Here is a 13187-nt window from a genome sequence, read left to right as displayed (position 1 = left end):
ACAGCCCCCATGCCCGGGAGACGGACGGAGAGGCGCCATGAGTACGTCGCACGGCAGCCACAGGGCCGCGCGTGGACGCGCCGCGGCACCGGCCTCCCCGAGCGTGCCGAGACAGGCGCCGGCCCCGGAACCGCTCCCGTCCGGCCGCGCCGCCGAGCGCCGAGCGAAGGACGCCAGAGCGAAGGACGCCAGAGCCAAGGACGCCAGAGCCAAGGACGCCAGGGCCAGGGACACCGGAGCCATGGCCGGGAGGATCAAAGCGCTCACGGCCTGGCGGAGCGGGGACGGGAAGGGGAACAGGAACAGGAACGGGAGCGGGGGCAGGAACGGGAGCGGGGGCGGCCCCCGTGAAGGCGGCCCCCGCAGCAGCAGACCCCGCGACGGCCGAGCCGCCGCCAAGGAGCCCTGCTCGGGGCTGGCCAGGCTCCTTCCCCAGGCCCTCGTCGTCGCCGTACTCGCCGGCGGCATGACCGCGTTCGTCAGCTGCGACAAGTCGATCCGGCTCAGCGTGGACGGGATCCCCCGCACCCTGAACACCTTCGGCACCGACGTCTCCGACGTCCTCGACCAGCAGGGCCTGCACGTCGGCGACCACGACATCGTGGCCCCCGGGCCCGGCACCGCCCTGCACGACGGGGACGAGGTCATCGTCCGTTACGGCCGCCGGGTGACCCTCACCGTCGACGGCGAGCCCCGCGACGTGTGGACGACGGCCACCACCGTCCAGGAGGCCCTTCGGGAACTGGGGGTGCGCGCGGAGGGCGCCCACCTGTCGGCCTCGCGGAGCATGCCGATCGGTCGGCGCGGCCTCCGTCTGGACGTGCGCACGGAGCGAACCGTCACCTTCCTCGTCGACGGCCGCCGCATGCGGATGCGGACCAACGCCGCCACGGTCGCCGACGTGCTGGACCAGGCCGGGATCGTGCTCAACGGCGAGGACACCACCTCCGCTCCCCGCCGCGGCTTCCCGCGCGACGGCCAGACCATCTCCGTCCTGCGGATCACGGGAACGACCGTGACCCGCGATGAGCCCATCCCGTTCGAGGCCGTGCGCCGCCCCGACCCGACCCTGTTCACCGGCACCGAGGTCGTGGTCACCCGCGGCGAGGAGGGCGTGAAGCGTGTCACATACGTCCACCGCACCGTCAACGGCGTCAGGCAGCGGCCCCGGCGCATCGGCGAGAAGGTCCTGCGCCGCCCCGTCACCCAGGTCGTCAACGCCGGAACGAGATCGCTGCCCTCGTCGGTGGACGGCGCCGACGGCCTGAACTGGAAGGGGCTGGCCCGGTGCGAGGCCGGAGGCCGCCCCGACGCGGTCGACCCGTCGGGGACCTACGGGGGCCTGTACCAGTTCGACGCCCAGACCTGGCACGCCCTCGGCGGCACCGGGCGGCCCGAGGCCGCCTCCCCGCAGGAGCAGACCTACCGGGCGAAGAAGCTCTACGTCAGGCGGGGGGCGAGCCCGTGGCCGGTGTGCGGCCGTAGGCTCTTCTCGTGAGCAACACCCCCTCCTCCAGCACGGGCGCCCTCCTCGGTCCCGCCGACATCCGTGAACTGGCCGCCGCCCTGGGCATACGCCCCACCAAGCAGCTCGGGCAGAACTTCGTCATCGACGCCAACACCGTGCGCCGCATCGTGCGCACCGCCGAGGTGACACCCGAGGACGTGGTGGTCGAGGTGGGGCCCGGCCTGGGCTCGCTCACCCTGGGCCTGCTGGAGACCGCCGACCGGGTCGTCGCCGTCGAGATCGACCCGGCGCTCGCCCTGGCCCTGCCCACCACCGTCGAGGCCCGGCTGCCGGACCGTTTCGGCAGGTTCTCCCTGGTGCACTCCGACGCCATGGAGGTCACCGAACTGCCCGGCCCCCCGCCCACCGCCCTGGTCGCCAACCTCCCCTACAACGTGGCCGTGCCGGTCCTGCTGCACATGCTCGCCACCTTCCCGAGCATCGAGCGCACCCTGGTGATGGTGCAGGCCGAGGTCGCCGACCGGCTCGCCGCCGTGCCCGGCAACAAGGTCTACGGAGTGCCCTCGGTCAAGGCCAACTGGTACGCCGACGTCAAGCGCGCGGGCGCCATCGGCCGCAATGTCTTCTGGCCCGCGCCCAACGTCGACTCCGGCCTGGTCTCCCTCGTGCGCCGCGACCCGCCGCGCACGACGGCCAGCCGTGCCGAGGTCTTCGCCGTGGTCGACGCGGCCTTCTCCCAGCGCCGCAAGACCCTGCGCGCCGCACTCGCCGGATGGGCGGGATCGGCCGCCGCCGCCGAGGCCGCCCTCGTGGCCGCCGCGGTCTCCCCCCAGGCCAGGGGAGAGGCACTGCGCGTCGAGCAGTTCGCCGCGATCGCCGAGAACAGGCCAGGGCGCCCGCCCCGCTAACGTAAGCCGACACCGCACCTCACCCCTGGAGAAGCCACCCGTGTCCGTCACCGTCCGCGTGCCCGCGAAGGTCAATGTGCAACTGGCGGTCGGCGGCCTTCGCCCGGACGGCTTCCACGACCTCGCGAACGTCTTCCTCGCCGTCGCCATCCACGACGAGGTCACGGTCACCCCCTCCGACTCCCTGCGGATCACCGTCTCGGGCCCCAACGCCCACCAGGTGCCCGTCGACGGCTCCAACCTCGTCGCCAAGGCCGCCCGCCTGCTCGCCGAACGCTTCGGGACCGACCCGCGGGTGCATCTGCACATCGCCAAGGACATCCCCGTGGCCGGCGGTATGGCGGGCGGCAGCGCCGACTGCGCGGCGGCCCTGGTCGCCTGCGAAGCGCTGTGGGGCACCGGCGCCACCCGCGAGGACCTGCACACGCTCGCCGCCGAACTCGGCAGCGACGTCCCGTTCCCCCTGCTCGGCGGCGCCGCGCTCGGACGGGGGAGGGGCGAGCTGCTCGAGCCCCTGGAGACCGGCGGCACCTTCCACTGGGTCTTCGCCATGGCGCAGGGCGGCCTGTCCACGCCCGCCGTCTACCGCGAGTGCGACCGGCTGCGCGAGGAGCGCGGCCTCGGCTCCAGCACCGCCGACATCCCCGCCCCCCAGCCGTCCCCGGAACTGCTGGAGGCGCTGCGCCTCGGCGACCCCGCCGCCCTCGGCGCGCGCATCGCCGCCTCCAACGACCTCCAGGAGGCGGCGCTGTCGCTGCGCCCGGCGCTCGCCGAGACACTGCGTACGGGCACCGAGGCGGGGGCGCTGGCCGCGCTGGTCTCCGGCTCGGGGCCGACCTGCGCCTTCCTCGCCAAGGACCCCGAGTCGGCCAATGACGTCGCCGAGGCACTGCTCGCCTCCAACACCTGCCGCTCCGTCCGGGTCACCCACGGCCCGGTCGGCGGGGCAGCCGTCGTGGGCGGCTGACGGACGCGGTCACCGGCGGTGGACGCCGTGTGAGCGCGCCTCTAAGGTGATCAGCCGACAGGCTGTCTACCCGGGGGCGGATCCTCATGCTGTGCCAGCGCTGCCGGAGCGCCCACCTCGGACCGGACGGGCGCTGCCCGCACTGCGACGCAACGCTCCCGTACGGCACCCCGGCGGCGCAGCCCGTACCTGCGCCGCCGGTGCCTCCGCGGCCCGGACCCGCGCAGCCCGTGCCTGCGCCGCCCGGACCTGCGCCGTCGACTCTTCCGCCACCGCCCGCCCATGTGCCCGTGGCGCCCGCGTACGCCGCTCCCGTGCTCGGCCTGGGGACGGCCGCCTCGGTCATGATGTGGGTGATGGCGGGGCTCGGCGGACTCGTGGTGATCGCCGACATCAAGGTGTACAACGCCGTCGACGAAGCTCTGGGCAACCCCTTCCTCGCCCAGTACTACCTCGACGGGTCGCTCAAGGGCTTCTACCGGACCGCGTCGACGCTGTACGGTCTCGGCTTCCTGGCCTCGGCGGCGGTCTTCCTCACCTGGTTCCACCGTGTCCGCGTCAACGCCGAGGCCTGGGCGCCCACCGGCCACCGCTTCAGCCGGGGCTGGGCGGTCGGCGCCTGGTTCGTGCCGGTGGCCAACCTGTGGTTCCCCAAGCAGATCGCCGACGACATCCACGCCGCCAGTGACCCGTCGCCGCCCTCGCCGTTCCGGCGGCCCGGTGCCGGGATGCTCAACGGCTGGTGGACGGCACTGGTGGGCGGCTGGGCGCTCGGCGTCGTCGGATACATCACCATCGGCGCCGCGGACGACGACGCCGATGTCAACGGATTCCAGACCGGGCTCCTGTTCCTCATCCTCGGCAGCATGGCCAATGTGGCCGCCGCCGTGCTGGCCGCGCTCGTCGTCCGCCGGATCAGCGAGACCCAGGATGTGCGCCTGGGGGTGGCCGCTCCGCGCCGGGCCTACGCCCCTTCCCCGTACATTCCGCAGCCCCCGGGCCCCCCGCCGTTTCAGCCGTCGCCGTATCCGCCGTCGCCGTATCCGCCCCCGGGGCACCAGCCCCCGGCGTACCCGCCGGGCGCCGCGCCCCCGCGGCCCTCCCCACCACCCGCGCCGCCGCAGCCCGCCCCGCCCCAGCCCGCCCGACCGCAGCCCGCCCCGCCGGGGCCCGCCGCGGAGCCGACCCCGCCCCGCCGGCCCACCGCGCCCGCCCAGGCACCGCAGCCGGACGCCGCGCCCGCGCCGCCCCCCTCGCTCACCAAGGAGTAGCCGCCCCGCCCGCGGCCCGGGAACTCCCCCATTCGGTGGCACTACTCTGGGGAGTCGACCAATCCGGAGCAAGCAGGAGAACACGTGGCCGTCAACCTCGTAAACCTTGAGTCAGTGGGCAAGGTCTACGGCACCCGCACCCTCCTGGACGCGGTCTCCCTGGGCGTCTCCGAAGGCGACCGCATCGGCGTCGTCGGGCGCAACGGCGACGGCAAGACCACCCTGATCCGCATCCTGGCCCAGGACGAGGGCGCCGACTCCGGCAGGGTCACCCAAGCCGGAGGGCTGCGGCTCGGCATGCTCTCCCAGAGCGACTCGCTCGACCCCCGCGCCACCGTCCGCCACGAGATCGTCCGGGACATGGCCGACCACGAGTGGGCCGGGGACGCCAAGATCCGCGATGTGCTGACCGGCCTGTTCGGCGGATTGGACCTGCCCGGCTTCCCGCAGGGCCTCGACACCGTGATCGGCCCGCTGTCCGGCGGTGAGCGACGCCGCATCGCGCTGGCCAAGCTCCTCATCGCCGAGCACGACCTGATCATCCTCGACGAGCCCACCAACCACCTCGACGTCGAGGGCATCGCCTGGCTCGCCCAGCATCTGAAGGCCCGCCGCTCCGCGCTCGTCGTCGTCACCCACGACCGGTGGTTCCTCGACCAGGTCTGCACCCGGATGTGGGATGTGCAGACGGGCAAGGTCCACGAGTACGAGGGCGGCTACTCCGACTACGTCTTCGCCCGCGCCGAGCGCTCCCGCATCGCGGCCACCGAGGAGGCCAAGCGGCAGAACCTCGTGCGCAAGGAGCTCGCCTGGCTGCGCCGGGGCGCCCCCGCGCGCACCTCCAAGCCGCGCTTCCGGGTGGAAGCGGCCAATGAGCTGATCGCCGACGTGCCGCCGCCGCGCGACACCGTCGAGCTGATGAGGTTCGCCAACTCCCGCCTCGGCAAGACCGTGTTCGAGCTGGAGGACGCCACCGTCCAGGCAGGGCCGAAGACCCTGCTCGAGCATCTGACGTGGCAGCTCGGCCCCGGCGACCGGATCGGCCTGGTCGGGGTCAACGGAGCCGGGAAGACCTCGCTGCTGCGCACCCTCGCCGACGCCGCCTTCTCCGACGGCGACAAGCAGCCCGCCTCCGGCAAGGTCGTCGTGGGCAGGACCGTCAGGCTCGCCCACCTCTCCCAGGAGGTCGCCGAGCTCGACCCGGCCCTGCGGGTCCTCGAAGCCGTCGAGCAGGTCAAGCAGCGTGTCGACCTCGGCAAGGGCCGGGAGATGACCGCCGGCCAGCTCTGCGAGCGGTTCGGCTTCACCAAGGAGAAGCAGTGGACCCCCGTCGGCGATCTGTCCGGTGGTGAGCGCCGCAGGCTCCAGCTCCTGCGCCTGCTGATGGACGAGCCGAACGTCCTGCTGCTCGACGAGCCGACCAACGACCTCGACATCGACACCCTGACCCAGCTCGAGGACCTCCTCGACGGCTGGCCGGGCTCGCTCATGGTCATCAGCCACGACCGGTACTTCATCGAGCGCACCACCGACCGGGTGCACGCCCTGCTCGGCGACCGCACGCTGCGGATGCTGCCGGGCGGTATCGACGAGTACCTCGAGCGGCGCCGCGCGGCCGAGGAGGCGATGACGCCCGCCGCCCCGCCGAAGAAGACCGGTGACACCAGGGCCGCCAAGAAGGAGCTGCAGCGCATCGAGCGGCAGCTCGACAAGCTGGCGCAGAAGGAGGCCACGGTGCACACGCGCATGGCCGACAACGCCACGGACTTCGAGGTCATCGCCGAACTCGGCGGGGAGCTGCGGAAGCTGAAGGACGAGCGGGAGGAACTGGAGATGCTCTGGCTGGAGCTCGCCGACCAGGTCTGAGGCCGGGCCGGGGTTGCGGTCCGAATACCTGGTGATACAAAAGGGTTCTCCCTACGTCGCCGGAGGAAGCCCGCATGTCTGAACCGCCCCAGTACGGCTACCCGCCGCAGCAGCCCTGGGGTGGCCCCAACCCGTACACGCAGCCACCGCAGCAGCCCTCCGCCGGCCTGCCCGGGCAGGCCCGGCCGCAGCCCCACTTGTACGGTTACCCGCCGCCGCGACCCGTTCCGCCGCCCAACCCGTCGCCCCCGCTGAAGTCCGGGCGGCGCAGGATCCTCATGGCCGTCGGCGGGGTGGTCGTCGCGCTGGTGGCCGCGGGCGGGGTGTTCTTCGTCAACTCCTCGCGCGACGGCGAGAAGAAGGCCGCCAGGAAGCCGCACGACACCAAGGGCCAGGTGGCCTGGCAGGCGCCCGTTCCGGAGTTCTCCGGCGACAAGGCGGTGGTGCCGGGAACCTGGTTCACCGACAAGGTCGTCGCCAAGACCACGACCGCGTCGGTCACCGGCTACCGGCTCGACAGCGGCTCCAAGGCGTGGAGCGTGCCGGTGCCCGGTCCCGTGTGCGCCGCCGCGTCCACCGCCAACGGCCGCCGCACCGCGGTGCTCTACCGCACCGGCAGGTCCTGCACTCATCTGATGGGCATCGACCTCAACGCGGGCAAGATGCTGTGGACGAGGCTGCTGCCCAAGTCCGAGTACCGCGACGGGAAGCCCATCGAGAGCGCCTCGGTGGCGGTCGCGGCCAACAATGTGGCCGTCGCCTGGGGCGAGGGCACCAAGGGCTACCGGCTCAGCGACGGCGAGCCGCGCTGGGGCCGCTCCTCCAGCCGCAACTGCACCGCCGAGGGCTTCGTGGGCGGCGACCGCCTGCTGGCCGTCGGCTGGTGCCGGCAGGGCGCGGACGACGAGCCCGATCCCAAGGACAAGAAGAAGGACAAGAAGAAGGAGAAGAAGGCGCCCAAGGACAACGCCGTCCAGTACTACGTCCGCGAGCGCAACCCCGCCACCGGCAACGCCCGCTGGAAGTGGAGGGCGCCCAAGGGCGTGGAGGTCGAGGCGGTCCTGTCCACCTCTCCCGTCGTGCTCGGCACCAGCACGGGGAACTCCGTCGGGCCGACCGGCCTGCTGACCCTGGACGACAAGGGCGAACCGGGCGTCGAGATCGACCTGGGCAAGAACGAGGACACCGCCGATCCCAACAAGACGGCCTACAAGACCGGCTGCTCCCTCGGCCTGGAGAGCTGCGTCAACATCCTGACCACCAAGGACACCGTCTACCTGCCGACGAACGACAAGAAGGTGCCGGGCGGCACGGCCGACCGGACCAATGAGATCGTCGCCGTCGACCTGTCCACGGGCGCCGAGCGGTGGCGCGAGCAGGCCGACCCCGAGCGCACCGCGCTGCCGGTCGGCACCGCCGACGGCGATCCCGTCGTCTATCTCGGGGCGACCGGCAAACAGGGCGGCAAGCTGCTGCGGCTGGACCCCAAGTCCGGCAAGAAGGCGCTGTACCAGCAGAATCCGGACAAGGGCGGCACCCAGGAGTCGCAGGGCGCCACGGCGCGCAAACACCTCCACGACGGCCGCCTGTACCTCGTCCACGAGACCCTGGACGACACCGCGGACAAACTGATCACGGCGTACAAGTAACGAGCGCGAGCGGCGAACGCCCTGTCACGAGACGTCAAATTCGAGTCAGAAAGCCCTGGTCCGTCCTCAGGCCGGGGCTTTCTGGCGCGGAACCGCACGTTGCGTCGAACAAGCGTGTACCTTCCGGCGCTAGGGTTCAGTGGATCAGCTGCATTTCGGGGGTCCACGGGGAGGGGAACACCGATATGGGCGTTCGGCTCGTCGTCGTGGACGACCACCGGCTGCTCGCCGAAGCACTCGCTTCGGCGTTGAAACTGCGCGGCCACCGTGTGCTCGCGGCCGCCGCACCCAGCGCGGCGGCCGCGGAGCTCGTGCTCAGCCGCTCGCCCGAGGTGTGCTTGGTCGGCACCTCGGCCCCGGCGGAACCGGGCGTCTTCGACCCGGTGGCCCGTATCCGCCGGGAGAGACCCGGGGTCGCCGTCATCGTGCTGGGCCCCGTGCCCAACCCGCGGGGGATCGCCGCGGCCTTCGCGGCCGGTGCCTGCGGCTATGTGCGCCACGACGAGCGGATCGAGGGGGTGGAGCGGGCCATGATCAAGGCCCGCGCGGGCGAGGTCGCCGTCGCCCCGCAACTGCTCCAGCAGGCGTTCGCCGAACTGCTCAACCCCGCCTCCGAGCCCGACGACGAGGGGGCGAGGCTGCTGCAGATGCTCACCCCCCGCGAGGTGGAGGTGCTGGTGCGGGTCGCCGAGGGCGAGGACACCCGGCTGATCGCCGCCGGGATGGGGATCGCGCCGAGCACGGCCCGCACCCATGTGCAGCGGGTCCTGATGAAACTGGGCGTCGGGTCGCGCCTGGAGGCGGCGGCGCTCGCCGCCCGGACCGGGCTGCTGGACCGGGCGTCTGGCGAGGGCCGGATCTGAGGCCCGCCACCCGGGCCACCCCTCGTTCTCCACTCGCTGTCCTCGACCGCTCCGTGTCCTCGACCGCTCCCTGCTCATGGCCGCTCCCTGCCCATGGCCGCTCCCGCCCCAGGGGCGCTCCCTGTCCCGGTCGCTCCCTGCCCGGGGCCGCTCCCTGTCTCGGTATCGCTCCCTGTCTTCGGCCGATCTGTGTGTTTTGGCCGTTTCTCCCCTTCCCCCCGTCCACATCGGCCCTTGCTCCTGCGATGTGCCGCCGGCGCGTGACGCCGTGCCCGCCGGGACCGTTGGCGAGGGTGAGGCCCGCGGTCCACCGGGTCTTGAGGCCTCAAGGTCCCACGCCCCGAACGTAGTCGAACATTCCCGAGCAGGAACCTCCGTGAGTTCCCTCCGCCGCTGTTGACTGTTCTGTTCAGTCATGCTTCATTATGTTGGATTGTGTTTGGTGAGGCCTAGGAGCCCAGGTGAAGAAGACGACCACCCGTCTCGCCGACGGACGTGAGCTGGTCTACTACGACCTCCGGGACGACGTCGTCCGCGAGGAGGTGGACCCACGGCCGCTGGAGTCCACTGCCACCAGCTCCGAGATCCGCTACGACTGGCTGCGCGACGAATGGGTCGTCATCGCCTCCCACCGCCAGGCCCGCACCTACCACCCGCCCGCCGACGAGTGCCCCCTGTGCCCCTCCAGGGAGGGGCGGCACAGTGAGATCCCGGCCGCCGACTACGACGTGGCCGTCTTCGAGAACCGCTTCCCCTCGCTCACCGGCGGCCCCGGCCCCGCCTTCGGCGGCGAGGTGCCCGACTTCCCCACCCGGCCCGGCGCCGGTCGCTGCGAGGTGGTGTGCTTCACCTCCGACCACGACGCCTCGTTCGCCGACCTCACCCCGGAGCACGCCCGGCTCGTCCTCGACGTGTGGATCGACCGCACCGCCGAGCTGTCCCAACTGCCCGGCGTCGAGCAGGTCTTCTGCTTCGAGAACCGGGGCAAGGAGATCGGGGTGACCCTCGGCCACCCGCACGGCCAGATCTACGCGTATCCCTTCACCACCCCGCGCACCCAGCGGATGACGGCCGCCGCCGCCGCCCACCGGGCCCGTACCGGCCGCAACCTCTTCGACGACGTCCTCGCCCTCGAGGCGCGCGACGGCGGGCGGGTGGTCGTGGACGCGGAGCACTGGATCGCCTTCGTCCCCCACGCCGCCCACTGGCCCTACGAGGTCCACCTCTACCCCAAGCGGCGGGTGCCGGACCTGCTGGCGCTGGACGAGGCCGCGTGCGCGCAGTTCCCGCTGGTCTACCTCGACCTGCTGCGCCGCTTCGACCGGCTCTTCGGCACTGACGCGGATCCGACGCCCTACATCGCAGGATGGCACCAGTCGCCGAATGTCCCGGACATCCGTGAGGAATTCGCCCTCCACCTCGAGCTTTTCACCATCCGCCGCACTTCCGGCAAGCTGAAGTTCCTCGCGGGTTCGGAATCCGGCATGAGTGTGTTCATCAACGACGTGCCGCCGGAAGCCGCGGCGAACCGACTCCGAGAGGTTGCCACCCCGTGACTGCACAAGCCCCCGGACGTTTCCTGGTCACCGGCGGAGCCGGGTACGTCGGCAGCGTCGTCACCGCGCACCTGCTCGAGGCGGGGCACCGGGTGACGGTGCTCGACGACCTGTCCACGGGCTTCCGCGAGGGTGTGCCGGACGGCGCGGAGTTCGTCGAGGGCCGTGTGCAGGACGCCGGGCGCGTCCTCGACGGCTCCTACGGCGCGGTGCTGCACTTCGCCGCGTTCTCCCAGGTCGGCGAGTCGGTGGCCAACCCGGACAAGTACTGGCGCAACAACGTCGGCGGCACCGTCGAACTGCTGGCCGCCATGCGCGAGGCCGGGGTGCGCAAGCTGGTGTTCTCCTCCACCGCCGCCACCTACGGCGAGCCGGCGACCGTGCCGATCACCGAGGACGCCCCGACCGCCCCCACCAACCCGTACGGTGCCTCCAAGCTCGCCGTCGACCACATGATCACCGGCGAGTGCGCGGCCCACGGCCTCGCGGCGGTCTCCCTGCGCTACTTCAACGTCGCGGGCGCCTACGGCTCCTACGGCGAGCGGCACGCCCCGGAGTCGCATCTGATCCCGCTGATCCTCCAGGTCGCCCTCGGCGAGCGCGAGGCCGTCTCCGTCTTCGGCGACGACTACCCGACCCCGGACGGCACCTGCGTGCGCGACTACATCCACGTCGCCGACCTCGCCGAGGCGCACCTGCTGGCCCTGGACGGCGCCACGGAGGCAGAGCACCTCATCTGCAACCTCGGCAACGGCAACGGGTTCTCCGTGCGCGAGGTCGTCGACACCGTCCGCAAGGTCACCGGCCACCCGATCCCCGAGATCGTGGCGCCGCGCCGGGGCGGGGACCCGGCCGTCCTGGTCGCCTCCGCCGAACGTGCCCGCACCGTGCTCGGCTGGAAGCCCGCCCGCGCCGACCTCGCCGGGATCGTCGCCGACGCCTGGGCCTTCGCGCAGGGCCGCCGATGAACACCGCGGCGGGTTTCGCCCAGGTCTACGCAGCGCCGCCCGCCGGTGTGTGGGCGGCCCCCGGCCGGGTCAACCTCATCGGCGAGCACACCGACTACAACGACGGCTTCGTGCTGCCGCTGGCCCTGCCGCACACCACCGAGGCCGCCGTCTCGCCCCGCGACGACGGCCGGCTGAGGCTGCACTCCGGAGAGGTGTCCACCGGCGTCCACGACCTGGGCGCCGACGACCTGGTGCCGCGCCGCACCCGCGAGTGGGTCGCCTACCCGGCCGGGGTGGTGTGGGCGCTGCGGGACGCCGGGCACGCCATCGGCGGCGCGGACATCCACCTCAGCAGCACCGTGCCGACGGGGGCCGGCCTGTCGTCGTCGGCGGCGCTGGAGTGCGCGGTGGCGTTCGCCCTCAACGACCTGTTCGCACTGGGCCTGTCCGCGCCCCAACTGGCCAGGGTCGCCCAGCGCGCGGAGAACGAGTTCGTGGGCGTGCCCTGCGGCGTCATGGACCAGACGGCCTCGGCCTGCTGCTCGGGCGGCCACGCGCTCTTCCTCGACACCCGCGACCTCGGGCAGCGGCAGGTCCCCTTCGACCTGGCAGCCGACGGGCTGCGGCTGCTCGTCGTGGACACCCGCGTCAAGCACGACCTCGGCGACGGCGCCTACGCCCGGCTGCGCTCGGGCTGCGAGGCGGCGGCGGCCCACCTGGGCCTGCCCGCGCTGCGCGACCTGGCCCCAGGCGACCTGGAGGCGGCCCTGGCCTGCCTGCCGGGTGAGCGCTCCCGTGAGCTGGTGCGGCACATCGTCACCGAGAACGAGCGGGTGACCCGGGTCGTCGCCCTCCTCGACGCGGGCGAGGTCCGCGGCATCGGCCCCCTGCTGTGCGAGGGCCATGCCTCCCTGCGCGACGACTTCCGGATCAGCTGCGAGGAACTGGACCTCGTCGTCGACACCGCGGTGGCGTCGGGAGCGCTCGGTGCCCGCATGACCGGGGGAGGCTTCGGAGGGTCGGCGATCGTCCTGGTGGAGGAGGGGGAGGCGGAAGCGGTGTCGAAGGCCGTCCGGTCCGCCTTCGACACCGCGGGATTCCGTGCCCCCCGCATCTTCCCGGCGATCCCCTCGCGGGGCGCCCGGAGGCTCTAGCCGTACACCCGGCCGAGAGCCTTGACGAGCAGGTGGTCGGTCTCGCCGGGCGGGTAGTCCTCGATGGCGGCGAGGACGCGGTAGCCGCGCTTCTCGTAGAACCCGGGCGCCTGGAAGCCCCAGCTCTCCACCCGGGAGTGGACGCAGCCGCGCTCCACCGCCGCCGCCTCGGCCCGCTCCAGCAGCCGTGAGCCCAGGCCCGTGCCGCGCTCGGCGCCGCTCACCCACAGCAGGTCGATGTGGAGCCAGTGGCCCCAGGTGTAGCCGGTCAGCCCGCCGGCCACCTCGCCCGTGTCGTCGAGCGCGTACACCTGAAGCGGCTCCTCCTCGTCCGCCGGAAGGCCGTGCAGAGCTCGTAGGACGGGCGAGCGGCGGCTGTTGAAGTCCACCAACCGTTCCTCGATCAGATCCCTGCGGGACTGATCCACTTCGGTCACGATCCGAACCATGGAGAACAGCTGTATCACAGGCGAACACAGGCAGTTCCTCGAATCGGCCGCGCTCGCCGGTGGGCGGCCGTAGGCTGAACCCTGGT

11 protein-coding genes are annotated in these 13187 nt (G+C 72.5%); 10 read left to right on the top strand and 1 reads right to left on the bottom strand.

Features of this window, described 5'->3' with window-relative positions:
* Positions 1-37 precede the first annotated feature (37 nt).
* From IEY86_RS14545 to galK, 10 genes are all read left to right on the top strand, one after another.
* A complete protein-coding gene (locus IEY86_RS14545; RefSeq protein WP_229698423.1) occupies positions 38-1498 on the top strand; it encodes a resuscitation-promoting factor in 1461 nt (486 codons plus the stop codon).
* The gene (gene rsmA / locus IEY86_RS14540) at positions 1495-2376 is read left to right on the top strand and encodes a 16S rRNA (adenine(1518)-N(6)/adenine(1519)-N(6))-dimethyltransferase RsmA (protein WP_189132078.1); all 882 of its coding nucleotides are present in this window, start codon (positions 1495-1497) and stop codon (positions 2374-2376) included. Before IEY86_RS14545 ends, rsmA begins: the two co-directional genes overlap by 4 nt.
* A gap of 40 nt (positions 2377-2416) precedes the next feature.
* Positions 2417-3343 (top strand): 4-(cytidine 5'-diphospho)-2-C-methyl-D-erythritol kinase, encoded by a 927-nt coding sequence (locus IEY86_RS14535; RefSeq protein WP_229698422.1) that lies wholly within the window; start codon positions 2417-2419, stop codon positions 3341-3343.
* Between the two features lie 290 nt (positions 3344-3633).
* Positions 3634-4614: a DUF4328 domain-containing protein gene (locus IEY86_RS14530; RefSeq protein ID WP_189132077.1), complete on the top strand. Its 981-nt coding sequence runs from the start codon at positions 3634-3636 to the stop codon at positions 4612-4614.
* A gap of 84 nt (positions 4615-4698) precedes the next feature.
* Positions 4699-6480 (top strand): ABC-F family ATP-binding cassette domain-containing protein, encoded by a 1782-nt coding sequence (locus IEY86_RS14525; RefSeq protein WP_189132076.1) that lies wholly within the window; start codon positions 4699-4701, stop codon positions 6478-6480.
* Positions 6481-6554: 74 nt separating this feature from the next.
* Complete coding sequence (locus IEY86_RS14520; RefSeq protein ID WP_189132075.1) at positions 6555-8129, top strand: outer membrane protein assembly factor BamB family protein; 1575 nt, start codon at positions 6555-6557, stop codon at positions 8127-8129.
* Between the two features lie 185 nt (positions 8130-8314).
* Positions 8315-8992 carry a helix-turn-helix transcriptional regulator gene (locus IEY86_RS14515; protein WP_189132074.1) on the top strand — a complete coding sequence of 226 codons (678 nt, stop codon included), beginning with the start codon at positions 8315-8317 and terminating at the stop codon, positions 8990-8992.
* A 461-nt stretch (positions 8993-9453) separates the two neighbouring features.
* On the top strand, positions 9454-10548 hold the full coding sequence (galT, locus tag IEY86_RS14510; RefSeq protein WP_189132073.1) for a galactose-1-phosphate uridylyltransferase: 1095 nt from the start codon (positions 9454-9456) through the stop codon (positions 10546-10548).
* Entirely contained in the window at positions 10545-11516 is a 972-nt protein-coding gene (galE, locus tag IEY86_RS14505) for a UDP-glucose 4-epimerase GalE (protein ID WP_189132072.1), read from the top strand. Before galT ends, galE begins: the two co-directional genes overlap by 4 nt.
* Complete coding sequence (galK, locus tag IEY86_RS14500) at positions 11513-12652, top strand: galactokinase (protein WP_189132071.1); 1140 nt, start codon at positions 11513-11515, stop codon at positions 12650-12652. Before galE ends, galK begins: the two co-directional genes overlap by 4 nt.
* Here the strand turns inward: galK and IEY86_RS14495 are convergent.
* Positions 12649-13089, bottom strand: a complete 441-nt coding sequence (locus IEY86_RS14495) for a GNAT family N-acetyltransferase (protein WP_373287024.1) — start codon at positions 13087-13089, stop codon at positions 12649-12651. The two genes, galK and IEY86_RS14495, sit on opposite strands and share 4 nt — an antisense overlap.
* Positions 13090-13187 lie beyond the last annotated feature (98 nt).

This window comes from Wenjunlia tyrosinilytica (genome assembly GCF_014646055.1).
Lineage (GTDB): Bacteria > Actinomycetota > Actinomycetes > Streptomycetales > Streptomycetaceae > Wenjunlia > Wenjunlia tyrosinilytica.
The sequence above is the reverse complement of the archived record's forward strand: the minus strand, read 5'-3'. Positions and strand labels throughout refer to the sequence as shown.